Source organism: Rhizobium tropici CIAT 899 (assembly GCF_000330885.1).
GTDB lineage: Bacteria > Pseudomonadota > Alphaproteobacteria > Rhizobiales > Rhizobiaceae > Rhizobium > Rhizobium tropici.
Genome location: NC_020062.1, coordinates 1,064,228 through 1,088,774, shown reverse-complemented (window position 1 = coordinate 1,088,774; position 24,547 = coordinate 1,064,228). Strand labels below are relative to the sequence as shown.

The window sequence follows — 24,547 nt, the reverse complement described above, 5'->3', positions numbered from 1 at the left end:
TTAGGCAGCAATGAATTCGTTCCAGCGACGAACCATGTAGCGGTCCTCATCCATGACCGAGTTCCAGCAGGCGACGGCACCCATGCGGGTTTCGAAGGAACCGCCATCGCGAACGGCGCCGGCCTTCTCCATGACTTTGCCTTCCGGAGAGAGGATATCGCCCTGCGCCGGCTTGCCCTCGATCCAGTAGCCCCATTCATCGGCCGACATGAAGTTCTTGGCCGTTTCCATGCAGGCGGAATAGTAGCCCTGGCGGTTAAGGTAACCACCGACCCAGCCGGAGGTGTACCAATTGATATATTCATAAGCCGCGTCGAGCTGTGCGCCCTTGAGATGCGATGCGAGGCCGAGACCACCGCCCCAGGCACGATAGCCTTCCTTGAGTGGCTGGAAGGTGCAGGCAATACCCTTGGAGCGGACTGCAGCGACCGCCGGCGACCACATGGACTGAATAACCACTTCACCTGATGCCATCAGGTTGACGCTTTCGTCGAAGGACTTCCAGAAGGCGCGGAATTGGCCATCGCCCTTGGTCTTGATCAAGAAGTCGATGGTCTTGTCGATTTCCGCCTTCGTCATGTTGCCCTTGTCGGCATATTTGATCTTGCCGGCAGCTTCCATGATCATCGCAGCATCCATGATGCCGATGGACGGGATATTGAGGATCGCGGTCTTGCCCTTGAAGGCCGGATCGAGAATGTCGGCCCAGCTGGTGATCGGACGACCGGTGAGATCGGGACGAATGCCGAGCGTATCGGCATTGTAGATGGTCGGAACCATCGTCATCCACTGCGTCGGCTCCTTGGCGAATTTCTTCGAGCCCTGCCCTTCGACAAAGCCCACCGTGTGGGGTGCCGTGCCCTGCGCGATGACGCTGTCGGACTTCAGCTTGCCGTTGATGAAGAGCGGAACGATCTTGTCGTAATATTTGAGCTTTTTGACGTCCATCGGCTGCATGACGCCGGTCGGAAAGACCTTCTTGGCGATCCAGTATTCGATGTCGGCGATATCGTAGCTGTTCGGCTGCGTCACGGCTCGCTGTGCGGCGGCATCCGAATCGGTCGCCGTCATCTCGAGCGTAATGCCGAGATCGGCCTTGCACTTCTCCGCAATGGCATTGATGTTCGAAACGCCGGTACCGAACTGGCGCAGCGTGATGTTCGATTGCGCCCAGATGGTCGGAAAGCCGGTGATGGCGCCGGAGCCGGCCATGGCGCCGAGAGCGGCAGCGCCGGTCTTCAGCAGCGAGCGGCGGGAAATGCCTTTCGTCGTCTTGGTAGTCTTGGTTTCAGTCGTCATGTCAGTTCCCCTTTTTTGATAGTTTGGATTCATGCGGACACATGGCCGAGAAGGATTGCATCCTCCTGAGCCCAACTCAGTGAGACGGCATCGCCGACAGCGATCGATCTGGCGGCAGCATCGTCGTTGCTTGCGATGACGGTGAAATCGTCGCTGCCGGCGCCGATGACGGTGATTTTCAGCGTTGCGCCGCGATATTCGACATTGGAGACGACGCCGTTGAAGCCCAGCCCTTTTTCCGATGGCTGCGAAAGCCGGACGCGGTCGGTACGCACGGCGATGTCGACGGCTTCGCCGACGGCGCGATCTGACCCTTTCACGGAGAAGCCCTGCCCTTCCGGCGCGGTCATGGTGATCACGCCATCTTCGCTCGACGTTATGCGACCCGACAAGACGTTATGGTCACCCATGAAGCGGGCAACGAAAGCCGTCGCGGGATGTTCGAAAACCTCCCGCGGCGAGCCTGCCTGCTCGATCCGGCCGTCATTCATGATGACCATGATATCGGCAAGCGCCATCGCCTCCTCCTGGCTATGCGTGACATGGACGAAAGTGATTCCGAGTGACTTCTGCAGCTTCTTGAGCTCAGCGCGCATGCGGATCTTCAGGAAGGGATCGAGCGCCGATAGTGGTTCGTCCAGCAGCAGAGCTTCCGGATCGGTGATCAGGGCGCGGGCCAGCGCGACACGCTGTTGCTGTCCGCCTGAAAGCTGAGCCGGACGGCGGGTCGCATAGGCCTCCATCTGCATGAGCTTCAGCATGTCGAGCGCCTTCGCGCGGCGCTCTTCCTTGTCGACACCTTTCATCTTCAGGCTGAAGGCGACATTGTCGATAAGGTCCAGATGTGGAAACAGCGCATAGGACTGGAACATCATCGCTGTGCCGCGTCTGGCGGGCGGGAAGTCGGTGACGACGGTATTGCCAAGCCTTATGTCGCCCGAGGAAATGCCCTCATGGCCTGCGATCATGCGCAAGGTCGATGTCTTGCCGCAACCGGAGGGGCCGAGGAAACAGCAATAGGAGCCCGCCGGTATCTTCAGGCTGATCGCGTGGACTGCCGTGGTCGTGCCGTAGACCTTCGAAACGGACACTATATCGATCTCTGCCGCTTTCGACATCATCTTCCCCTGTGGTTTGGGAAAGACACTGCATCAATCGTGCCAGTTTTGCGGAGACCAACTAACCGATTGAATTTACTTAATTTTAGCTCGGGAGAGAAATTGCGCTTCCCAATAGGCAATTATGAATCTGCACAGGAAATAGGCTATTGTGCGCGATTTATGCAAAATATTGTATACATTTTCGCGCTGGTTTGCATCAGATTTCATTTAACTTCCGCGCGAAACCTGTCTATCATTGCAGCCAGTTACTCAGGCTACCGATCATGAACTCTTCAGCAGATGCGCTTTTGACGCCCGGCGATGCTACCGACAGTGGCACGCAACAGATCCGCGAGGCCATTCGCGACGCGATCGTCGAGCGCCGCCTCGCACCCGGAACGAAACTGTCCGAAAGCGATGTCGGCGCTCTCTTCAGCGTCAGCCGGACTCTGGCACGTGCCGCCCTGCAGGCTCTTTCCTATGAGGGGCTCGTCAGTGTCGAAAAGAACCGAGGCGCTTTCGTCGCCTATCCATCGCCCGAGGAAGCCCGGCAGATATTCGCTGCCCGTCGGCTGGTCGAGCCGGGCATAGTGCGATCGGCAGCTGAGCATATCACTGCACCTCAGCTCGCACAGCTCCGACAGCTCCTCGTGGAAGAAGGCCGCTTGATGGCAGAGCGCGGTCAACCCGCGCGCCGGGCCGAGATCAAGGCCTCGGGCGACTTCCATCTCATGCTCGCGTCGATATCGGGCAATCTCATCATGCAGCGCTTTATGGAGGAGCTCGTCGCCCGCTCCTCGCTGGTAATCGCGCTCTATGGACAATCAAGCGCCTCCAGTTGTGGCCATTCCGAGCATGGCGACATCATCACCGCACTGGAGCGCAAGGATGTCGACACAGCCTGTAACCTAATGCTTCATCATATCGCCCATATCGAGGCCGATCTCGACCTGCGTGAGCGCAAGAGCTTCGGTCTGAAAGAAGCGTTCGAGCGGTAAGACATCCGTCATCCGAAGGGTTCGCGCGCGACCGGTAGCCATGGATTCAAGGAGAAAAAATTGAGCACGATCGAAACGCTCTTTACCCGGGCCAAGCTTGCCGATGGCACTATCAAGGATATCGGCGTCACGGGCGGGCGGATCGTGTCGATCACGGAGACCGGAGCGCCAATCTCTGCCTCCGAGCTTATTGACCTCGAAGGCGCCCTCGTGGTGCCGGGCTTCGTCGAAGGGCACATTCATCTCGACACCAGCTTCTATGGTGACGCCTGGATTCCGCACAAGCCCTGCACCAACGGCTTCGACGTCCACGAGCGCGTCGCCTTCCAGGCGCAAAACATGGCGCAGGCCGCACCGATGGACGAAAGGGCCAGAAACCAGCTCGACCTCTGCATCGCCAATGGCAGCACATATATGCGCAGCCATGTCATGGTGGACGGTTCCGTTGGATTGAAGTCGCTGGAGACTGTGCTTGCCGTACGCGAAGAATACCGCGACCTGATCGACATCCAACTCGTTGCCTTTCCGCAAAGCGGCATTCTGAAAAGCCCCGGCACACCTGAGCTTCTGGACCAGGCGATCGCCATGGGTGCCGATCTCGTCGGCGGGCTCGATCCTGCAAGCTTCGATCGCGATGTCGAAAAACATCTCGATGTCGTTTTCGGCGTCGCCGAGAAGCATGGCGTCGCTGTCGATATCCATCTTCATGACGGCGGCACGCTCGGCCTCTTCACCATCGAGCAGATCTGCGCTCGCACCCGCGCACTCTCCATGGGCGGACATGTCGCGATCAGCCATGCCTATGGGCTTGGCGATCTCTCGATCGAGGCCGCCAAGCGCGCCGCGGCTCTCATCGCCCAGAGCGGTGTCTCCATCATGACCAACGCACCCGGCGCCCACACCTTCCCGCCCGTTGCCCTGCTTCGGGCTGCCGGTGCAATCGTTTTCAGCGGCAGCGACAATATCCGCGATTCATGGTGGCCCTATGGCGATGGCGACATGCTGGGCCGCGCCATGATGATCGGCTATCGGTCCGGCTTCTATACGGACGACGAATTGAAGACCGCCTTCGATGTCGTGACGGAAGGCGGTGCCAAGGCACTGCGCCTGGCTGATTACGGCTTGAAGATCGGTGCCAAAGCCGATTTCGTTACCTTGAAGGCGGAGCATGTTCCCGAGGCGGTCGTTGCAGTGCCGAAAGGACGCGCTGTCTACAAGGCGGGCAAGCTTGTCGCGAGAGACGGGACCGTCCTGCGGCGTTGATCGAGCACTAGGGTTACGAATCGGCAAGCGCTGCTAGCGCTTCAGCTCACGTTCGAATTTTTCGATCTGCTGCAGGACCCAGGGGTCATCGGCGGAGTGCTGGAGCGTTTCCTGTTCGGGCTGCCGCTTCCGGCAAATCCAATCGATGAAGGCACGAAGCAGGCGCATGTGGGTATCCAAGGTTCTCAGTGTCTGCGAGGCCCGGCGACATGGCCCGGAAGCCATGGAAACCGGGCCTCGACGACCGCAAGGCGTTGCGGTCATTGCTTTTTGCCCGCGCGAAAATGAATGCCAGCTGAACAGATTGCACGGCACGATGGTTTTGCCATGGCTTTGCAGCCAGTGAGGGAAGTCTGCAAACTGACCGCGCTTTACAATTAAATGCTTTTTTCCTTGAGCGTACCGCTATCGCCAAAACTGACCTAGTCGGGAGAGAAGGCGACCGTTAGACAATGCCGCGTCGCTTCCGATTTCCCCGGAGCGGCACAAGCTTAGCCTCGCCTGTGCGGGGCTTTTTTCTTTTCTGGATACGCTTACTCAGCGCCGCGGCTCGCCGCTCGGTGCATAAACCGTATCCTGCTCGAAAGGAAACACCGAGCCGCATCGGCAGCGGACCATATGCTTGCGCGGATCGGTCGACGGGCGTTCCGTGGAAAAGCCGCGCGGCATCTCGTCTATCTTGAAATCGCGGCTCATCGCCCGACGATCGTCAGTTTCGGAAACCTCGGCAAAGCCGGTATGGTCGCATTTCGCGCATTCCAGCTTCCGTGAATATCGATCTCTAGCGGCCATTCTCTTCCAGCCCGGGACTCACAACGCGTTCCTTCTATCAGCGCTGTCGGCGCTCTTGAAGGCCGCAAACAACCTTCGCTGCTGCTCGCTTTGCGTCCTTAAAAAATTTAAGGGCCGGAAAAATGACCGGGCCAATAAAAAGAGATTGACCTGATGGCAGATGTCAGACCAATTTACTATCCATGACAAAACCCATGCTTACCCCTCTTCCTTCCATTGATCGGACGCAGCAAGTCATCGAGGCGCTGTCGACCTTCATCGAATCGTCAAAGCTGCAGGCCGGCGACCGGCTTCCGACCGAGCGCGAGCTGATGGCCGCGCTTTCGGTGGGACGCTCCACCATTCGCGAGGTGATCACCTACTTCCAGGCGCTCGGCGTCATGGAAACGCGCAAAGGCAGCGGCACCTACCTGCTGAAGCCGGTTTCGAAAGCGACGATCCATATGCCGCTTTCCTTCAACCCGTCACACCTGCGCGATGCGCTGTTGCAGACGCTGGAGGTCCGCCGCGGCATCGAATGTGAAGCCGGCATGGTAGCTGCGAGAAAGCGAACCGACGAAGACCTCGTCATTATCGAAGAGAAGCTCAACGAGATGGAGCGCGTGCACATGGCCAAGGGCACATCCGGGCCCGAGGATCTTGCCTTCCATCTTGCCGTCTATGACGCCACCCACAATCCGCTGTTCCGGCAGCTTCTCGAACAGATGCGCGAAACCTTCGAGCGCTTCTGGGAGCATCCTTTCGATCGGCAGGATTTTGCCCGCCGGTCCTTCCCCTATCATCGCACGCTGTTCAACGCGATCGCCGACCAGGATCCCGAGGCTGCGCGCGCCGAAACATTGAAAATTCTCGACGTGGTCGAGGAAGACATCAAGGAAATGTCCAAATGACTGACGGGTTAGAGCCGTTCGAACTTGCCTCCCTTATCACTGCCCATGACGACGGCAACTTCGCCGATGCCGTAGTACCGCCAATCTTCCAGACCTCGCTTTTCACCTTTTCCAGCTATGACGAGATGATTGCCTCCTATCGCGGCGAAAAGGTGCGGCCGACCTATACGCGTGGCCTCAACCCGACAGTGCGTCTGTTCGAGGAAATGCTGGCAAAGCTCGAGGGCGCCGAGGATGCGCTCGGTTTTGCCAGCGGCATGGCCGCGATATCGTCGGCCGTCTTGAGCTTTGTCGAGCCGGGCGACCGTATCGTTGCGGTCAAGCACGTCTATCCGGATGCCTTCCGTTTGTTCGGCACGGTCCTGAAGCGCATGAAGGTGGATGTGACCTATGTCGACGGTCGCGATGAGGAGGCCGTCGCCAAGGCACTTCCGGGTGCGAAAGTCTTCTACATGGAAAGCCCGACGAGCTGGGTCATGGAGGCGCATGATGTCGGTGCACTTGCCGCACTCGCCAAACAGCACGGCGTCGTCTCGATGATCGACAACAGCTGGGCAACCCCTTTTTTCCAGCAGCCTTTGAAACTCGGTGTCGATCTCGTCATCCATTCCGCCTCGAAATATCTCGGCGGGCACAGCGACGTGGTCGCCGGTGTCGTCGCCGGTTCGAATGAGATGATCGCGCGACTAAAGGCAGAAGCCTACCCCTATCTCGGCGGCAAGCTCTCGCCCTTCGACGCATGGCTCCTGATCCGCGGGCTTCGCACGTTGCCGATCCGCATGAAGGCACACGAGGCAGCAGCCTTGACGATCGCCAAGCGGCTGCAGGAGCTGGATGTCGTCGAGCAGGTTTGCCATCCGGGTCTTGCCAATCGGCTGCCTGCGGGCCTGAACGGCACTTCGGGCTTGTTTTCATTCATCTTCCGCGAAGGCGTCGACGTGCGTGCATTCGCGGATCGCCTCACGCTCTTCAAGCTGGGTGTGAGCTGGGGCGGACATGAGAGCCTGATCGTGCCGGGCGAAGTCGTGCTGCAGCAGAAGGCGCAGCCGAATTCAGCGCATACCTTCGGCATCAATCCGCGCTCTGTGCGTCTCCATGTCGGCCTCGAAGGAACCGAGGCTCTGTGGAAGGAACTCGAGGAGGCAATCGCCGCCGCCTCGTGACATCGTCAATCTGAGAGGAAAACCTAAAAAGGGGAACCAACATGAAAAGACTGATAACAGCAGCACTATTTACCGCCTTGATGGGCGGTACCGCCTTTGCCGATACGACGCTGAAGCTTGTGGAAGTGATCACCAGCCCGGAGCGCACCGAGACGCTCAAGTCGATCGTCGCCAAGTTCGAGGCCGCAAATCCAGGCACCAAGGTCGATATCATCTCCCTGCCCTGGAACGAGGCCTTCCAGAAATTCGCCACCATGGTTTCGGCCGGCGATACGCCCGACGTGATGGAAATGCCTGATACCTGGCTGTCGCTCTACGGCAATAACGGCATGCTCGAAAGCCTCGAGCCCTACCTCGCCAAGTGGGAACATACGAGTGAACTGACGCCGCGCGCGCTTCAACTCGGACGCGATGTCAAGAACACCGCCTATATGCTGCCTTACGGCTTCTATCTGCGCGCGATGTTCTACAATAAGAAGATCCTGAAGGATGCCGGCATCGCCGAGCCGCCGAAGACGCTGGACGAGTTCGTCAAGGCATCCGAGGCCATCTCGAAATTGCCCGGCAAATACGGTTACTGCATGCGCGGCGGTCCGGGCGGTCTCAACGGCTGGATGATCTTTGCCGCCTCCATGGCCGGCTACAACAAGTACTTCAAGGATGACGGCACCTCGACGATGAACAGCCCGGGCTGGGCGAAGGGCATCGAGTGGATGGTCGATCTCTACAAGAAGGGCTATGCGCCGAAGGACAGCGTCAACTGGGGCTTCAACGAAGTCGTCGCCGGATTCTATTCCGGCACCTGCGTCTTCCTCGATCAGGATCCGGATGCGCTAATTGCCGTTGCGGAACGCATGAAAAAGGATGATTTCGGCGTTGCACCGCTACCGAAAGGTCCGGATGGCAAGTCCTTCCCGACCATTGGCTATGCCGGCTGGTCGATGTTTGCGACGAGCCAGAACAAGGATCTGTCCTGGAAGCTGATTGCAACGCTTGAAGGCAAGGAAGGCAATCTGGAATGGAACAAGAAGATCGGTGCGCTTCCGGCCTATGCGGCCGCGGAAAAGGACCCCTTCTACGCCGGCGATCAATTCAAGGGCTGGTTCCAGGAATTGGCTGACAAGGACACCGTTCCCACAGTGATGCCGACCTATCTTGAGGAATTCGCCTTCTTCAAGGATTCGCTCGCGATCAAGACGTCGCAGCAGGCGCTGCTCGGCGATATCTCTGCGAAGGATCTGGCGGATCAATGGGCCGATTACCTCACCAAGGCTCAGCAGAAATTCCTGGCCAAGAAATAGAACGCACATGCGGCGGCGGAGCAATCCGCCGCCATCTCTGCCCACTTGAAACAGACGGCGTTCGAACGCCGCGAATGGGAACTCTTGCAGATGACTTCAATCACCGACACGCTCGACAGGCGTCACGACCGCAGGCCGTGGCTGAAGCGCCTCGCCGACGCCTCGGAACCGTATCTTTACAGCGCCCCTGCCCTGATCCTCATCATCGCCGTGATGCTGGTGCCGCTGGCAATCGGGATTTCCTATGCCTTTCGCGATATCCAGTTGCTCAATCCATTTTCCGGCGGCTTCATCGGCCTGGAGCACTTTCGCGATCTCTCCAAGGATAAGGCCTTTTACTGGGCGCTGAAGAACACGCTCTGGTGGACCGGCGCTTCCCTACTGCTGCAGTTCGTCTTCGGATTGATCCTCGCGCTGCTGCTGGATAAGCCTTTCTTCGGCAGATCGATCGTTCAGGCGCTCGTATTCCTGCCCTGGGCCGTTCCCTCTTTCCTCGCCGGTCTCAACTGGTCCTGGCTGTTCAATCCGGTCATCGGCCCGATCCCGCATTGGCTTTATGCGATGGGCCTGATGAGCGAACCGAACAACATCCTGTCCGATCCAAATTATGCAATGTGGGGGCCGATCGTCGCCAATGTCTGGTGGGGCATTCCCTTCTTCGCGATCACGCTTCTGGCAGCGCTTCAAGCGATCCCGCGTGATCTCTATGAGGCGGCTTCCATCGATGGCGCCGGCTGGTTCGAACGCTTTCGCTCGATCACGCTTCCCTTCCTGGCGCCGACCATCGCCATCACGGTCCTCCTGCGCACGGTCTGGGTCTCCAATTTCGCCGATCTGATCGTCGTCATGACCGGCGGCGGCCCCGCGGACCGCACGCAGATCGTCGCCAGCTACATCTTCACGCAAGCCTTCAAGCGGCTGGATTTCGGCTATGCCTCGGCCATCGCCCTGGTACTGCTGGTTCTCCTGCTTGCCTATTCCATGCTGATCATCCTGCTACGGCAGACCTTGCTGAACAAGGATTGAGCCATGAGACGATCCGTCCTGCCCACCATCGCGCATCGTTTGGCAATTCTTTGCTACGTCGTCTTCGCGCTCTTCCCATTGTTCTGGCTGCTCAAGGTTTCGGTGACGCCGAACGATCTACTCTATACCGAAGGCGTGCGCATGTGGCCGTCGCGCACGACCTGGGAGCATTATGCCTTCGTGCTGCAGCACAGCGACTTTCCGACCTTCTTCAAGAACAGCCTGATCGTCTCCGCCTCGACGGCAATTGCCGTGACCATCTGTGCGTCGCTTTCCGGCTACGCTCTCTCGCGCTTTAATTTCCGCGCCAAATACTGGATCGTGGCACTGATGCTGCTGACGCAGATGTTTCCGCTGGTCATGCTCGTCGCACCTATCTTCAAGATCCTGACGCCGCTGCATCTGACAAACAGCCTGACCGGCCTCGTCATCGTCTACACGGCCTTCAACGTGCCCTTCGCCACCTTCCTGATGCAGTCCTTCTTCGACGGCATTCCGAAGGATCTGGAAGAGGCCGCGATGATCGACGGCGCAACGCAGTTCACGGCCTTCCGGCAGATCATCCTGCCGCTGACGCTACCCGGCATCGCAGCAACCCTCGGCTTCGTCTTTACGGCCGCCTGGAGCGAGCTGCTCTTCGCGCTGATGCTCATCAACGGCAATCAAGCCGCGACCTTCCCGGTCGGGCTTCTCACCTTCGTCTCCAAATTCTCGGTGGATTTCGGGCAAATGATGGCCGCCGGCGTGATGGCGCTCATTCCAGCAGCTCTCTTCTTCCTGCTCATCCAACGCTATCTCGTGCAGGGTCTGACGGCCGGCGCGGTCAAGGGTTAGTCATATGGCATCGATCGATATTCAAAACGTCAAGAAAGCCTACGGCCACGTGCAGGTGCTGCATGATATCGACCTCAGGATCAAGGACGGCGAGTTTGTCGTTCTCGTCGGTCCTTCCGGATGCGGAAAATCCACCCTGCTCCGGATGATTGCCGGGCTTGAGGACATCAGCGGTGGCGAAATCCGCATCGCCGACAATCGCGTCAACGAACTGCATCCGAAGGATCGCGACATCGCAATGGTCTTCCAGTCCTATGCGCTTTATCCGCATATGAATGTTGCCGGGAACATGAGCTACAGTCTGCGGCTGCGGAAGGTGGCCAAGGATGGTATCGCCAAGGCCGTGGCCAATGCGGCATCCAAGCTCGGCCTCGACCCGCTGCTGGAACGCCGGCCGAAGGCCCTCTCCGGTGGCCAACGCCAGCGTGTTGCCATGGGTCGCGCCATCGTGCGGCAGCCGAAAGCCTTCCTGTTCGACGAGCCGCTGTCGAATCTGGACGCCCGCCTGCGGGAGCAGATGCGTGCCGAAATCAAGAAATTGCATGGCGACCTGAAGGCGACCTCGATCTATGTCACCCACGATCAGATCGAGGCAATGACGCTGGCGGATCGCATCGTCGCCATGCATGGCGGGGTGGTTCAGCAGGTCGGCAGCCCGCTCGAGCTCTACGACCGCCCCGCCAATCTCTTCGTGGCCGGCTTCATTGGTTCACCGGGCATGAACTTTCTCGATGCAACCTATGAAGGGAATGGCGTCAAGCTCAAGGACGGCACGCTCGTGCCGCTTCCCGGGCCGCTGCAACTGGCCGCCGGCACGAAAGTGACGCTCGGCATTCGGCCGGAGCATGTCGTGCTGTCGTCCGACCCGTCCGACATCGCGGCCAATGTGGAACTCATCGAGCCCACCGGCTTCGGCATCATCCTGCATCTTTCGCTGCACGGCCTGCCGTTCAAGGTATTCACATTGGATCGCACAGCCCTCGGCTCGGGGACGCAAGTCTACGTCGGCTTCCCGGCGCAGCATCTGCATGTCTTCGATGAGGATGAAAAAAGGGCGACTTGAAGGTCGCCCCGACTAAAGTCCTTAGCTCGCAAACGGCTCGCTTGGCTTGCTGGATGGCTGTGTGAACCAGTGCGGCCCATCCAACGCCATATAGATGTGATCCTCGAGCCGGATGCCGAATTTCTTCGGAAAGACAATCATCGGCTCGTTTGAGAAGCACATACCGGCCTCGAGCAACGTCGTGTTACCGCGCACGATGTAGGGCTCCTCATGAATTTCCAGGCCAAGGCCGTGACCGGCACGATGCGGCAGTCCCGGCAGCTTGTAGTCGGGGCCAAGCGAATGTCTGGCAAGCACCGCGCGAGCCGCATCGTCCAGGCTCGAGCAGGCGGCGCCCAGCTTTGCCGCGTGGAAAACGGCCTGCTGCGCCTCGCGCTCGATCGCCCAGGCATCCTCGAAGGCGCTGTCGCCGCTCTTCAGCTTGTATGTCCGCGTCAGGTCGGAATGATAGCCGTCGATGCGGGCGCCCGTATCCACTAAGATGACGTCGTCTTCGCCGAGCGTCTGGTCGCCATCCGCGCCATGCGGCAGAGACGTGGCTTCGCCGAAGGATACGATGCAGAAGGTCGAGCCGCCATCGGCGCCGGCCTCGCGATGCCGCCGATCGATGAATTTAACAACTTCCGACGCACGAATCCCCGGCTTGAGCAGGGCATGCGCCTGCTTGTGCACGTCCAGCGTCAGGTTCATGGCATATTGAATGAGCGCGATTTCGGCTGGGGACTTGATCCGGCGCAGGCTATTAATGATCGGCCCGCCGTTGACAAGCCTTTCGGTTCCAAGCTCGGTGGCCAGCGCGTTGTAGAAGTAGAGCGGCATGTTGTCGTCGAGTGCCAAGATGGCCTTATCTCCCAGCGCGCGGGCTATGAGTGCCGCGCTGCTCTCTTCCTCCTGCCATTCCAGGATTTCGGCCGGCAGATGCGGCAGGGTTTCCACCCTACTGCGCTCGAAGCCCGGCACAATGTAGTAGAGGTCTGTCGGCGTCACCAATGCGCCGAGAAACCGCTCGCTTGCATGCCAGGCCAGCCCGGTGAAATAACGCAGGCTCTCGGTCGGCCCGAGCAACATACCGGCCCAGCCCTTTGCATCGAGCAGCTTTCGAAGGCTCGAAAGGCGCTGTTGTCTTTCCTCTGCGGTAATCCGGGGTATTGGGTGTTGCCACGACATTCCTGCTCTCCTCCATAGTGCTGGTCCTGCATACCCTTATCATCGCGGCATGCCGAGCGGCACCGACACTATCGCTCCTGCAAGACGTATGTCGACAATAAAAATACAACGATGCCGCTTTCTCGAAGGCCGCTGCCACGTTCGATAGCTAAATTATTTGACAGCGCGAATAAGGCTCCAGTGGTTCACTGCTCTCATCGAAGCAACCGATGGAGTATCGCCATGCAAGCCACAAGCATCATCACTTCTTCCGCGCAGGCCCGCGCCTTCCGCCAGACTCGACGCGCGTCTTTCTCGACCTTGCTGGACCTTGTACGTCTGCTCATACGCAAAATGGTCGAGCGCAGGAACCGCAATGCGCTTCTGGGACTGTCGGACGATCAGTTGAAAGACATTGGCCTTTCCCGCGGCCAGAATGGAAGCGATGTCCATATTTATAGCCGCTACTAAAAAGATGGCGCAGGATGTGTTAGGCTTCACTGGTATGGCGGACGTCAACGCCGGGAACGGGAAGTTCGGCATGTCAGAAATTACGACCGCCTTGCTGCTGAAGACGAAAACCGTCCTCATTCGCGATATCGTCTGCAATGGCGAATGCCGACATAAGAGCGGTGAGGAATGCGCCCACAAGACAAGCCTCGTCTATCCCTATCGTGGCGTTTTCAAGCGCCACGTCGACCAGAGTGACGCCGTTGCGGAAGCAAATCAGGTATTATTCTTCAATAAAGGACAGGGATATCGGATCAGTCATCCCGTTGACGGTGGCGATTCCTGTCTCGATTTCAGTATAGATGAGAGCGTCCTTCACGAGCTCGCGCCGAAAGAGCAGGTTCAGTCCGGCGAAAGCGTCATCTTTCGTCGGCAGCACAGACGCATAGATCCACGTGCGCAGGCACTCGTGGCGATGCTTCGCCATGGGCTCAGCCGCAATATAGCCGAGAGCCTTGAAGCCGAAACGCTGGCGTTGACCCTGGTGCGCCGTTCTCTCGGCGAGCGGACATCGCATGCGGCTGGCGCAAGTTCCGGCCGGCAGAAGCTTGTCGACCGGGCAAAGCTCGTTCTGTCCTCCGATCTTGCCCGCCGCTGGACGCTTGCAGAGATCGCAAAAGAAGTCGGCGTCTCGCCCGTCTATCTGACGCAAGTCTTCCAGCAGGTGGAAGCCATTCCGCTTTATCGCTATCAGCTGCGGCTTCGGCTGGCACGCGCGCTCGATCTCCTCGGCTCCTATGACGACCTGACCATGCTCGGGCTCGATCTCGGCTTTTCCAGCCACAGCCATTTCAGTGCCACATTCAAACAAACCTACGGGCAGACACCGGCGGAATTTCAGCGTTCGGCGCAGCTGAAGCCGAAGCGCTACGCGGTTCGCTAAAGATTCCGACAGCGCCGACATGATGATCGATGCTCTTATGATCCTACCCCGGCAAGGGATCGATCAGGAAAGGATCATGATATGAAGAAAACAACATGTGCTGCTTGTGACTGCGAACTCGGCGCTGAGACCATCAAGGTCAATCTTGGCGGCAAATCAGTCGAGGTATGCTGCGAGGAATGTGCTGCCGCCTTGAAGGAAGCCGGGCAATCGACCTCAGCCGCTGCGAGCGGCAAGGAATAGGAAAGCGTCGGGCCGGCCCGCAGATTAATGGAAATGGAGGCGTTGCGGCAGGAGCGCCGCAACGCCTGTCTATTAGAAGCGCAGCTTGAAGTCTGCACGGGCCTTGTTTTCGGTCACATCCTTCGAAAACTCGCCGTGATAGGAAATGCCGAAATCCGCGTTCTCGCTGAGCTTCATGCCGATCCCGAGCGAAACCTTGGCAGCGTCGCGCCCGATGGGTGTTCCCGAAACCAGGAAGCTGTCACCTCCGGCGAAGGACACCCGGCTTTCTGAATTTCGCCAACCCTGAATGCCGTCGGCGAGTTCGATCATCCTCGCCTCCCTGCTCCCACGCGATAGCACTTGCCCTTGGTCGACCTGCCCGCATGCAGCTGTCAACGACGAGAGCCGATTGTCAGGCCGCTCGCAGCCACTCGACGCTCCAGGCGGAAAGACGCCCCTCGATGGCGCCGCTATCCATCATCAATCGGATTTCGATCGGCGCACGCGGATCGACAACATCGATCGGCACCGCCGCTTCGAATGAGCCGGTGCCTTGCGGGCACACGCGCAGGCGGCCGAGCAATTCGGCAGCATGTACCTCTACGGTGAAGATCTGCCCCTGGCAGTCTTCGTCGACATCGAAAATGAATTTCGCATTCCAGCGCCCCGTCGGCAGGTGAAGATAGGGGCCATAGATGAGGCAGCGGGCTCCGCCGGTGAGATCAACAAGATCGTCCAGAGCCTGCCCCAAACTATCGCCTGATAGGAACGCTTCTTGCGGCCAGAAGACGGTGCTCGCGGCTTTACGTCGGTCGAATTCGAGGGGACAGAGAACCTTCCTTGCCGTCTGGCGCAATCCCTCGCTGACCTCCGGAACCGCCTCCTGCGGTGTCAGATAGCCCGCAATGACAGCCGCGGCGGCTTCCTCCAGTTTCGGTGCTTTATGCGGTGGTCGTCCGGCGGGCGCCATGCCGACATGCAGCAGCGCGTTGGCTATCTGCTCCAGTTTAAGATCGGTGCTGAAATGCCGGTCTATGGTCTTCAGCAGCAGATCTATGCTGCCCTTTTGATCGACATCGCCGCGACGCAAGATCAGTGCCCCGGAAGCGCCCGCAAGCGGCTCGAGGCAGGCAAGGCTTGCCGAGACGGCCCTGACCAAACCGATATCTCGCTGCCCGGTCGCACGAGCGAGGTAGGAAACAGCATCGAGGGGATCTTCGAGGAATAATAGAAACGGCACATTGACCCTGAGGATCAGTTCCGATAGCCCCGCTTCGGGAAACTGCGAGACGAGAACGGCATGCGCGCCCGATCGCGCGAGGACGTGCTGCTTGAGATCCTCTACAGTATCGGTGGCAATGACCGCATAATCGCCGAAGGCTTCGCGGGCCAGGGCGTGAACCGCTGCAACGCCCCAGGAAGACATGACCCCCGGCATTCCGAATGCAAAGAGGATGGTCACGACGCACTCCTCGTTTGATTATCCGTTGAAGAGGCTATCATAAAGCGCGCCAATCTTCTGTTGATATCGATCCGGCGAAAAACGCGCGGCCTGTCTGGGCCCGGACTTGGCAAAGGAGGCGCATAGCCCGTCGTCCTGGTCCAGGCTGACGATCGCCTTGCGCATCTCCTCCGTATCATAGGGGTCGACCAGCAGCGCCGCATTCCCTGCTATCTCGGGAATCGATCCCTCCGTGGAACTCAAAACAGGCGTTCCAAGCTGCATGGATTCAAGTACGGGCAGCCCGAAGCCTTCATAAAGCGAAGGAAATAGCACCGCACGCGCTCCTCTGATCAGGCTGATCAGCAAGGGATAGGACACGAAGTCGAAACGCTGGATCTGTCGTTGCGGCAGGATGCGGTCCTCCGCGCGAAGATAGAAGCGGAAGCGGTCGTCATCGATCAGCTGCTGCGTCTCGGCACCCTTCCAGCCGGGGGCACCGACAATGATGAGCGGCTTGTCCGTCTTTGCGGCAAGATAGGCTTCGATCAGCCGGGAGATGTTCTTTTTCGGCTCGAAGGCACCGAAAAAAAGGAAATATCCCTTCCAATCGAGATGGAAGATGCCGGCGACCTCATCGGCAACAACGTCGTCCGGCTTCTCGCGAAGCCGCTCCGGCACCTGAACGGCCTGATAGGTATTGCTGACCCGCGCCTCGTCGACGCCGAGAACCTTGATGATGTCGGCCCGCGACGTTTCCGATACCGTCACGATGTGATCCGCTCGCCGGACCAGAGAGCGCAGCATCTTGTAGTGATAGCGCTTGTTGTCCTCGGTCAGATAGGGCAGCCGCAACGGAACCAAATCGTGGATCGTGTAGACATTCAGCGCCCTTTTTGCTGCGATCGGCATCGGATAGGTGCAATGGAGAAGATCGGGTTGCGTCTCGAACTTCATGGTCAGATTGTTGCCGTAACGCTTGAAATGATAGCGCGCGAGCTGGAACAAATCGTTGGCGGCATAAATGGTGTCGGCCGCACCAAGTTGCGATTGAAGCGATTTCACAATGACGGTGCCGCTCAAAGGGATCGGAATCGGAGCGATGCCGAACGGGGCGGCGATGCGGCGCCGCAGCCAGCGCTTTGCGACCGAAATCGTTCCGGGGACTTGAGCACTGGCGTCATCGAAGAGGAGCACCTCACGCAGAACGGGGTCCTTCGGCACTTTCCCGGGAATTCCATGGACAACGCCCGTCAGATAGCCGAGGGACTGGGCCGTCTCCATCAGGCTGCGGGTGTAGGTTGCAACCCCGGTGCCCTTCTTGAGGGAAAGGTTGAGGCCGTCGTAAAGGATCGTCTGGCTCATTCCTATCTCTCCCTCAGTATTTGGGAACTCTCACCACTCTCGATCAAGCCGGCTTGTCGCGCGAAAGAACGAGCAGCGAATCATCGGCCCCGTATTTCGAAAGCAGGTCTTCGCTGGTGATGGGCTCTGCCTCGCCGCTGAAATCGAGACGCCGTATCGCTCCATAGATGCCGGCAAGCCGTTCGAGAAAACCGGATGCGTCGGCATAGCGGGCAGGATTGAATTCGACCACGAGCATCGGCTTATGGCGGGCAATGGTCTCGGCCATTCCTTCGAGTATCACCTCCTCCGCCCCCTCCGCGTCGATCTTGATGAAATCGACGCGCGAGCAGGCGGCGCTCATCCCGTCGAGGGTTGTCACAGGGACCTTGATGACAACGCCGTCTTGTGGGCGAGGTTGAAACATTTCCGAAACGATCTGCGCATTCTTCGGCTCGCTATGGGGAACATATAAAGAGGCTTCTCCCGCTATCGTTGCGCCGAGCGCCGATGTTTCGATCCTCGACCGTCCGAGCAGCCCGTTGAGTTCGACGCTGCGACGCAGGAAATCGGCGGCATGGGGATTGGGCTCGACGGCGATCAATTCGCCCCTTGTGCCGACGAGTTCGGCAAGCAGAAGGGAGTAATAGCCAAAATTCGCACCGACATCGATCGCGGTCATGCCGCGCTTGACGTTGCGCGCGCAGAACAGCGTCAGCCAGATTTCCCAAAAGCCGTCCAGAAGAACATGGGACCCGAAGCCTCGATCTCGGGTGTCCACATAGAGCTTGTAGCGACCGAGTACACGCACCAAAGCCGTGTGGTTTCCAAGGTAGGCGCTGTTCACGCGCTGCAGGATGGCCGTTTCGGCCTGATGCCGATCGAACGCCATCAATTCATGAAGATGTAGCAGTGCCGAAGAACTCATCGTACCTCTCTCGTTCCAGCATGCCCGTAACGCATTCCGCAAGCCGGGCAGCATCAGGAAACTCCCTCGATCGCAGCGAGATCATCCGCCTCCGGCCCGTTCTAGGCACTTGCTCCGTCGTCTTCAGTTTGCCGCCGACGCGGAGATGCCGACCGATGCCGCCGACAGAGCCGTCCCGGTAACCCCCTGGAAGAGGCCCATGAACTTCTGAATATCGACCGACGAGGCATTGGAGATATAAATTATATCTCGCGGCTGAACCTCGAAGTTCTGCATTGCAAGCAGCGTCGAGCCGTTTTTCAGGTTGAACCGGTAGACGATCGGAACAAGCCCCCCACGGCGCAGCAACGGATTGCTCGGCGCAACGATGCGACGGGCGACCTCAAGCGGCTCGTAGCGGAAAAGGAAGACGCCGGAAGCATCCGCGCGGCTATCCTGCAAGCCTCCTGCACGTGCAACGGCGTTCGCCATAGTCAAATGCTGAACGCTGAAGGGGACTTCGCCACTCTGACCTGAGGCGCCAAGAATCGTGTAGGTAACCGGCTCGCGCACCACCGTAACGACGTCTTCGGGCCGCAATCTCACGTTTTCGCGCGGATTTTGAACAATCGCGGTGAAAGGCAGGTGCATCGTTCGTCCGCCGCGCGTCAGATAGACGACGCTGTCGTTGACGCCGGCGCGTAATCCTCCCGCCGCGGCAATAGCATCGAGCACGCGGCTGCCGGCGGGCGAAAGTGCGACGCGTGCACCGCCGGCCACCTCGCCCGTAACCGTGACGGTGTTCGATGAGCTTTGCTGGACGGTCACCAACGCCTGTGGCTGCACCGCCTTGCCCGTCAGGCCGGAAACCACCGCCTTTTCCACCGAAGCTGGAGTGCGGCCGGCAGCCGTAATCCGGCCCACATAGGGAATACTGATCGTGCCATCGCTGTTGATGGTTTGCGGCGGGATCGTCACCGAACTGCCGGTCGCCTGTTGCTGACCCGAAGCGCTCGAGGCCATCCCGAACAGACTGCCGGGAGGCGCTTCCCAAAGGCTGACGGAAACGACATCGCCAACCGCGATCCTGAGGCCGGGATCCCGTGCGCCCTCACCGAAATATGCTGCGAAGCTGGCTTCCGGTCGAGCGACGCTCTTGACCATCGCCGTCGATATCACATCGACCACCGCGAATGGCGGCATGGCACGCGCAGCCGCCTCCTCCAATATGCGGGAGGCCTTGGGGCCGGCCTCCGGTAATCCACAGCCCGTAAGAACGCAGGCAAAAACGCACAATAATCCGAACTTCAACGGCATCGATGATCCTGATTGGCATGGAGGCAGTTTTGACGAGGCAACATCGTGCCAAGCAGGCTAGGCCGTTCCGGCATTGTCGCTACGCTCCCGGGAAAAACGAAGGATCGACGATGGGCTGGAGCCGTAGGCGTGTTTGTAGAGCACGGAGAATCGCCCGGGATTGGAGAATTGCAGGCTCATGGCAAGATCGGTGATGCTTTCGGCCTGGCCGCCCTTGATGGCGCCATGTGCCGCGGCCAGCCGGTAATTGCAGAGGATTCCCATCGGCGTATCGCCGCGATAGGTCTTGAACATGCGTTGCAGCGCGCGCGGGCTGCAGCTCGCGGCGTGCGCGAGATCCTCCAGCATGATGGCATTATGGAGATTGTCGCGCATGAACGCCTCTGCCCTCAGGAGCTGTCGCGGCGCGCTATCCAAGGTGCCGCGATTGAAGGCATCGGACAGATTGTGCGGCAACTTGGCAAACAGCTTGACCAGCAGGAGCTCGCCGTAGGCCTTGGCGAGCATCATCCGTTCGGTCTGGCGGGCGGTCGTCAAATCCTTCTCGGCCTGGCGCAGTGTTTGATAGAGCCCTTGCGCGCCGCCTTGACGGAAGCTCACCGGCGCCAGCGCGAATTCCTGCACGTAGGGCTTGCCGGTCAGCTCTTCGAAATGCTGCCGAATAACCGCTTCCGGGATCTGAAACAGCAGCCAGGAACTGCGCGGCTTGATTTCGATGCGCTTCCCGGCACGATCGCTGATGCTGGCGACATTGTTGGCGGGAATGCGGAGGGATTTCTGCATTCGCCGGTGAATGATCTCTATTTCTCCGGCGAGAACGAAGACGATGCTGACGCGCGGCAAATCCTGTTTGGCGATACCTTCCAGGCCTGCCGAATGCTCGGCGCTTATGATCGAAGCCGATTGAAGGGGTTGCTTACTGAATTTGAAGGAATAGTCGCCGGAGGTTTCTGAGGGAACAGACCACTTCCAGTTTGGCTCAAGCATGTCGAGATTACGAATGATTGCATCACGGGAATACACCTCGAAAGTACCGACGCATTGCTCGACAACTCTTTCCAACATCGCCATCCGCTATTCCTACTCAAAATCTCAAGTTGCATATTAGCAATTGCTAACACGTGATTTCTATCTAGGCTACACTTTTTCCAGCGTTCGTTATGACGACTCCATCATCCCGTTCCCGCGGCTAGGAAGTTGCGGGATCGTTTAGCGCAGGTTGCATTATCGATCATGTCCCAGGACGTGGTGTAGCTTAGACGACCACGGCTCATCCCAGAGGGTCGGATGAGTATCAGCTTGCTGCTGGCAGGCTGATGAGCGGATCATCGCTCATTGTGGCGATTGTCTCAAGTGTCATGTAGCGGGATCGCTGGACGGCCCATTCATCGTTCTGTTCGAGCAGCAGCGCACCGACCAGGCGCACGATGGCGTCGTCGTTGGGGAAAATGCCGACGACCTCTGTGCGCCGCTTGATCTCACCGTTCAATCGCTCAATGGGGTTGGTCGAGTGAAGTTTGGCCCAATGCTGCTTGGGAAAGGTCATGTAGGCGAGCACGTCTTGCTCGGCACTGTCCATGAGACTGGCGAGCTTCGGTACCTTTGGCCTGATCTGGTCGGCGACGTTGCGCCACTGAGTGCTTGCGGCCTCCGGCGTGTCCTGAGCGAAGGCCGTTGCAATGAACGCGGAGACAACCCGGCGTCCGCTCTTTCCAGCATGGGCCAAGGCATTGCGCATAAAGTGCACCCTGCAGCGCTGCCAGGTGGCGGAAAGCACTTTCGATACTGCGGCCTTGATGCCCTCATGGGCATCGGAGACGACGAGCTTGACGCCGCGCAGCCCCCGCCTGATCAGCTTTCGAAGAAACTCGGTCCAGATCGCCTCGGCCTCGGACGTGCCGATCTCCATGCCGAGCACTTCGCGTCGGCCATCGGTGTTGACGCCGACGGCGATGATTACGGCGACGGAGACAATACGACCACCGCGCCGAACCTTGAGGTAGGTCGCATCGATCCACAGGTAGGGCCATTCTCCTTCGATGGGCCTGTCGAGGAAGGCCTTCACCTTCTCATCGATCTCCTCGCAGAGCCGGGACACCTGACTTTTGGAGATGCCCGACATGCCCATGGCCTTGACGAGGTCATCAACAGAGCGGGTCGAAACACCCTGGATATAAGCCTCCTGGATGACCGCCGTCAGAGCCTTCTCGGCCATGCGGCGCGGCTCCAGGAAGCTCGGGAAGTAGCTGCCGGTGCGAAGCTTGGGAATGCGCAGCTCGACGGTGCCCGCCCGTGTCTCCCAATCCCGGTCGCGATAGCCGTTACGCTGGGCCAGCCGGAAGCCATTCTTCTCGCCATAGGCCGCGCCGGTCTTCGTGCCGACCTCCAGCGCCATCAGCTTCTCGGCAGCAAAGCCGATCATCTCCCGCAGCAAATCGGCATCAGCGCTCTTCTCAACGAGTGAGCGCAGGTTCATCATGTCGTCGGTCATCGGTGGTGTCCCTCAGGTTGGCTCTAAGCAACCCGACCCTACCGGAAATCACCGATGGCTATGAAATCAAGCTACACCACTCCATGGGACACGATCGCATTATCTGTCGTTAAATTAGCACGACGAATTTTAATGCAACAGTACAGATAGTGACGATGTTATACAGAATCCTACCAGTTCACAGCTCGACTGAACGTTGAATTCCCAAAGCGACGAGATCGGACAAAATACAGCCCTGCCGGACAATATAACCGGGGCCCTACGGGTTTTGGTTGTAAAGGTAGCCAGCTGCTTCTGCGAATAGACTTACCGTAAGACAGTTAACCCGGCCCGGTCCTTTGGGTTGCAGGGGCGATGGAACATGATGGTGCCGTGGCCGATGGGGCGATTGCTTCACCACGGTATTTTCAATTATCCTAATTTATCTAGAGGTTTAGATGTACAAGCCGCTGGCGACACGCGAGGCTCTCGCCTGTCTTTTGGCGCAGCGCGCAAAGGTAGCAAAATGTCGCCGGCTGCCGCCCATTATTGTGCCAATTTGCAATGGCCGCGTGCACTATTGTTGCCGATCAACACAACCAAGACGTCGATCCGGCCTACAATGTGGAGTAGATGCGAAACGCCGCCTCAATATCGTTGAACACGCGGCCGCGGCCGTTCTTCAACACAAGCGCCGACGTGCATAAATCACCGATCACGCTGAGATTATGTCCCACAATGATCATCGAGCGATCCTTCCGCTTGACGAAAAGCTCCTCGAAGCTACGCGTTTGGAAGCGTTTGTCCCCGACGGCCAGCACCTCATCGATGAGATAGCAATCAAAATCGATGGCAAGCGACATTCCAAACGCCAGCCGGGCCCGCATGCCCGAGGAATAGGTTCTCAGAGGCATGCGCAGATAGCGGCCAAGTTCGCTGAAATCCTCTACCAGATCACGAATTTCGTTGAATGGCTTATCATAGATGCGTGACAGGAAGCGCATGCAGTCGAATCCGGTCATCGAACCGCCGAAGCCACCGCTTAGGGCGATTGGCCACGACATCGACATGTTGCGCACGACCTTACCCGAGGTCGGCTCCTCTATCCCCGCAATCATGCGCACCAGGGTCGATTTGCCGGCGCCATTGTGCCCAAGCACGGCGATCTTCTCGCCTCGGCCGATCTTGAATGACACGCCGTCGACAACGCGGCGCATCCGGCCATTCACTTCATACTCTTTGACGAGATCGAATACCCCGACGATGCCATCTTCATGCCAGGGGATTTCTGCCTTCGACCCCGGCGCCTCTGACGGCGCGATTCGCGCAAGGCTGGAAGGAAGAATGGTCATTGCTGGGCCGCATGCTCGTAGACCTGGATCACGAAAAAGCGCACGATCCAGAAGGTTGCAAAGCAAACCGCGACCAGAATCAGAAACGAAGTCAGCCGTTTTGGGTACAATGCATGGTCGGGCAAATTCGGGTCGGCGATTCGTTCGAGATACAGTTGCTGGCGTTGCGCATCGATCCTGGCGTTTTCCAGGGAGGTCGTCGCCGATGTCAGCATCTTCGCAGCCATTTCCCGCTCCAGCAGCAATTGTTCATATTGTGCGATGCGCGGCGCCATTGATCCGTCGCTGCCGACGATCCTTGTCCGTTCATCGCTGATCTGCCGTTCCATCGCCGCCACCCGCGCCCTCAGCGCCTCACCCTGCGGGCTTTGCGGCGCTTGCTCCTCAAGCGCTGAAAGCCGTGCCTTGTTGTCGGCAAGACCGTCCGAGAGCCTGGCGATCATATCCAGAGCGGCCGCTGATTGCTTATTCGGGTCGACGAGCGCCTCGCGATTGCGAAAATCGGTCAGGCTTGTCTGCATCTTGGACAGTCTCGTTTGGCTGTCATTTACCTCGATCTGAGCATAGCGAATGGCATCCTCACGGGCGCGATCGTTGAGCCTGTTGATAAGCTCTTCCGCATGCTGCACCAGGGCATTGGCCAGGCGATAAGCATCGTCGGCGCGAAATGCACGCACATCCAGCGTGGTCACGCCGCTGCCGCTGTCGGTGTGCACATTGATGAAACGAAGATAATGCTGATACAGCTCCTCATTATTGGCTTCGGCCCAGGGTAGCGGATAGCGGCTGAGGAAGTCGCCTTCCGGGCGGGAAAGAATCGCTTTCAGATCGTCCCTGCTCGCCAGCGCGTCGACGGCTGCGCGCGACTTGATGAACTCGGTGACGATGTAGCTATCGTCCTGTGCGCGAACGAACCCGGTGCTCTGAAGGAACCCGCTGAGCAGGCCGGCAGCATTTCTATTGGGGCTGCGCACGACAAATTGCGTTTCCGAGGCATATTGATCTGCGCAGATGAAACCATAATAGATCGCCCCGAACACGCCGGGGACGACGACGATCACCAATAGCAGCAGCTGCGCTCGAACCCACCGCACAAGGGAATAGGGCCAGGAAACCGGTTGGCCTATGACGACACCGGACGAACGAGCATCCACCAGTGTAATGAAATCGGTAAATTCCTTATTATTCTCGATGCGGCTCATATGGGACCATCAAATCTCTCT

General features: G+C 58.7%; 25 protein-coding genes. 11 read left to right on the top strand and 14 right to left on the bottom strand.

Going from position 1 to position 24,547, the window contains the following annotated elements:
* Both RTCIAT899_RS27145 and RTCIAT899_RS27140 read right to left on the bottom strand, forming a co-directional pair.
* Positions 1–1,299 (bottom strand): ABC transporter substrate-binding protein, encoded by a 1,299-nt coding sequence (locus RTCIAT899_RS27145; protein WP_015343042.1) that lies wholly within the window; start codon positions 1,297–1,299, stop codon positions 1–3.
* A 29-nt stretch (positions 1,300–1,328) separates the two neighbouring features.
* Positions 1,329–2,417, bottom strand: coding sequence for an ABC transporter ATP-binding protein (locus tag RTCIAT899_RS27140; protein ID WP_015343041.1), 1,089 nt, complete (start codon positions 2,415–2,417; stop codon positions 1,329–1,331).
* A gap of 266 nt (positions 2,418–2,683) precedes the next feature.
* On the opposite strand from RTCIAT899_RS27140, the gene RTCIAT899_RS27135 reads away from it, so the two are divergent.
* Both RTCIAT899_RS27135 and RTCIAT899_RS27130 read left to right on the top strand, forming a co-directional pair.
* Positions 2,684–3,397 carry a GntR family transcriptional regulator gene (locus tag RTCIAT899_RS27135; protein ID WP_015343040.1) on the top strand — a complete coding sequence of 238 codons (714 nt, stop codon included), beginning with the start codon at positions 2,684–2,686 and terminating at the stop codon, positions 3,395–3,397.
* A gap of 60 nt (positions 3,398–3,457) precedes the next feature.
* Positions 3,458–4,660, top strand: coding sequence for an amidohydrolase family protein (locus RTCIAT899_RS27130; RefSeq protein WP_015343039.1), 1,203 nt, complete (start codon positions 3,458–3,460; stop codon positions 4,658–4,660).
* A 33-nt stretch (positions 4,661–4,693) separates the two neighbouring features.
* Here the strand turns inward: RTCIAT899_RS27130 and RTCIAT899_RS34450 are convergent, their stop codons facing one another.
* Both RTCIAT899_RS34450 and RTCIAT899_RS27125 read right to left on the bottom strand, forming a co-directional pair.
* Entirely contained in the window at positions 4,694–4,828 is a 135-nt protein-coding gene (locus RTCIAT899_RS34450; protein WP_015343038.1) for a hypothetical protein, read from the bottom strand.
* A 369-nt stretch (positions 4,829–5,197) separates the two neighbouring features.
* A complete protein-coding gene (locus RTCIAT899_RS27125) occupies positions 5,198–5,452 on the bottom strand; it encodes a hypothetical protein (RefSeq protein ID WP_015343036.1) in 255 nt (84 codons plus the stop codon).
* Between the two features lie 194 nt (positions 5,453–5,646).
* Here RTCIAT899_RS27125 and RTCIAT899_RS27120 point away from each other — a divergent pair, with 194 nt between their 5' ends.
* The 6 genes from RTCIAT899_RS27120 to RTCIAT899_RS27095 all read left to right on the top strand — a co-directional run bounded on the left by RTCIAT899_RS27120 (position 5,647) and on the right by RTCIAT899_RS27095 (position 11,729).
* A complete protein-coding gene (locus tag RTCIAT899_RS27120; RefSeq protein ID WP_015343035.1) occupies positions 5,647–6,342 on the top strand; it encodes a FadR/GntR family transcriptional regulator in 696 nt (231 codons plus the stop codon).
* Positions 6,339–7,505 carry a PLP-dependent transferase gene (locus RTCIAT899_RS27115; protein ID WP_015343034.1) on the top strand — a complete coding sequence of 389 codons (1,167 nt, stop codon included), beginning with the start codon at positions 6,339–6,341 and terminating at the stop codon, positions 7,503–7,505. Before RTCIAT899_RS27120 ends, RTCIAT899_RS27115 begins: the two co-directional genes overlap by 4 nt.
* 41 nt (positions 7,506–7,546) lie before the next feature.
* Positions 7,547–8,806: an ABC transporter substrate-binding protein gene (locus RTCIAT899_RS27110; RefSeq protein WP_015343033.1), complete on the top strand. Its 1,260-nt coding sequence runs from the start codon at positions 7,547–7,549 to the stop codon at positions 8,804–8,806.
* 90 nt (positions 8,807–8,896) lie between these two features.
* Complete coding sequence (locus tag RTCIAT899_RS27105) at positions 8,897–9,832, top strand: carbohydrate ABC transporter permease (RefSeq protein WP_041678409.1); 936 nt, start codon at positions 8,897–8,899, stop codon at positions 9,830–9,832.
* A gap of 3 nt (positions 9,833–9,835) precedes the next feature.
* The gene (locus RTCIAT899_RS27100; RefSeq protein WP_015343031.1) at positions 9,836–10,666 is read left to right on the top strand and encodes a carbohydrate ABC transporter permease; all 831 of its coding nucleotides are present in this window, start codon (positions 9,836–9,838) and stop codon (positions 10,664–10,666) included.
* A gap of 4 nt (positions 10,667–10,670) precedes the next feature.
* On the top strand, positions 10,671–11,729 hold the full coding sequence (locus tag RTCIAT899_RS27095) for an ABC transporter ATP-binding protein (RefSeq protein WP_015343030.1): 1,059 nt from the start codon (positions 10,671–10,673) through the stop codon (positions 11,727–11,729).
* A 21-nt stretch (positions 11,730–11,750) separates the two neighbouring features.
* On the opposite strand, the gene RTCIAT899_RS27090 is transcribed toward RTCIAT899_RS27095, so the two are convergent.
* Positions 11,751–12,896 carry a M24 family metallopeptidase gene (locus RTCIAT899_RS27090; RefSeq protein ID WP_015343029.1) on the bottom strand — a complete coding sequence of 382 codons (1,146 nt, stop codon included), beginning with the start codon at positions 12,894–12,896 and terminating at the stop codon, positions 11,751–11,753.
* 222 nt (positions 12,897–13,118) lie between these two features.
* Between RTCIAT899_RS27090 and RTCIAT899_RS27085 the strand changes: the two genes are divergently transcribed.
* From RTCIAT899_RS27085 to RTCIAT899_RS33915, 3 genes are all read left to right on the top strand, one after another.
* On the top strand, positions 13,119–13,346 hold the full coding sequence (locus RTCIAT899_RS27085) for a DUF1127 domain-containing protein (RefSeq protein WP_015343028.1): 228 nt from the start codon (positions 13,119–13,121) through the stop codon (positions 13,344–13,346).
* Positions 13,347–13,416: 70 nt separating this feature from the next.
* Positions 13,417–14,268 (top strand): helix-turn-helix transcriptional regulator, encoded by an 852-nt coding sequence (locus RTCIAT899_RS27080; RefSeq protein WP_015343027.1) that lies wholly within the window; start codon positions 13,417–13,419, stop codon positions 14,266–14,268.
* A gap of 81 nt (positions 14,269–14,349) precedes the next feature.
* Complete coding sequence (locus RTCIAT899_RS33915) at positions 14,350–14,511, top strand: hypothetical protein (RefSeq protein ID WP_015343026.1); 162 nt, start codon at positions 14,350–14,352, stop codon at positions 14,509–14,511.
* 72 nt (positions 14,512–14,583) lie between these two features.
* Here the strand turns inward: RTCIAT899_RS33915 and RTCIAT899_RS27075 are convergent, their stop codons facing one another.
* The 9 genes from RTCIAT899_RS27075 to RTCIAT899_RS27035 all read right to left on the bottom strand — a co-directional run bounded on the left by RTCIAT899_RS27075 (position 14,584) and on the right by RTCIAT899_RS27035 (position 24,526).
* Complete coding sequence (locus RTCIAT899_RS27075) at positions 14,584–14,823, bottom strand: autotransporter outer membrane beta-barrel domain-containing protein (protein WP_015343025.1); 240 nt, start codon at positions 14,821–14,823, stop codon at positions 14,584–14,586.
* 82 nt (positions 14,824–14,905) lie between these two features.
* A complete protein-coding gene (locus tag RTCIAT899_RS27070) occupies positions 14,906–15,955 on the bottom strand; it encodes a hypothetical protein (protein ID WP_015343024.1) in 1,050 nt (349 codons plus the stop codon).
* Between the two features lie 18 nt (positions 15,956–15,973).
* Positions 15,974–17,299, bottom strand: a complete 1,326-nt coding sequence (locus RTCIAT899_RS27065; protein ID WP_015343023.1) for a glycosyltransferase family 4 protein — start codon at positions 17,297–17,299, stop codon at positions 15,974–15,976.
* A 43-nt stretch (positions 17,300–17,342) separates the two neighbouring features.
* The gene (locus tag RTCIAT899_RS27060; protein ID WP_135488191.1) at positions 17,343–18,206 is read right to left on the bottom strand and encodes an FkbM family methyltransferase; all 864 of its coding nucleotides are present in this window, start codon (positions 18,204–18,206) and stop codon (positions 17,343–17,345) included.
* Positions 18,207–18,329: 123 nt separating this feature from the next.
* The gene (locus RTCIAT899_RS27055; protein ID WP_015343021.1) at positions 18,330–19,502 is read right to left on the bottom strand and encodes a polysaccharide biosynthesis/export family protein; all 1,173 of its coding nucleotides are present in this window, start codon (positions 19,500–19,502) and stop codon (positions 18,330–18,332) included.
* A 57-nt stretch (positions 19,503–19,559) separates the two neighbouring features.
* Complete coding sequence (locus RTCIAT899_RS27050; protein WP_015343020.1) at positions 19,560–20,573, bottom strand: helix-turn-helix transcriptional regulator; 1,014 nt, start codon at positions 20,571–20,573, stop codon at positions 19,560–19,562.
* Between the two features lie 223 nt (positions 20,574–20,796).
* Positions 20,797–21,993 (bottom strand): IS256 family transposase, encoded by a 1,197-nt coding sequence (locus RTCIAT899_RS27045; RefSeq protein ID WP_004110519.1) that lies wholly within the window; start codon positions 21,991–21,993, stop codon positions 20,797–20,799.
* Between the two features lie 596 nt (positions 21,994–22,589).
* The gene (locus RTCIAT899_RS27040; protein WP_041678408.1) at positions 22,590–23,237 is read right to left on the bottom strand and encodes an ABC transporter ATP-binding protein; all 648 of its coding nucleotides are present in this window, start codon (positions 23,235–23,237) and stop codon (positions 22,590–22,592) included.
* 83 nt (positions 23,238–23,320) lie between these two features.
* Positions 23,321–24,526, bottom strand: a complete 1,206-nt coding sequence (locus RTCIAT899_RS27035) for a KpsE/RkpR family capsule polysaccharide export protein (RefSeq protein ID WP_015343018.1) — start codon at positions 24,524–24,526, stop codon at positions 23,321–23,323.
* Positions 24,527–24,547 lie beyond the last annotated feature (21 nt).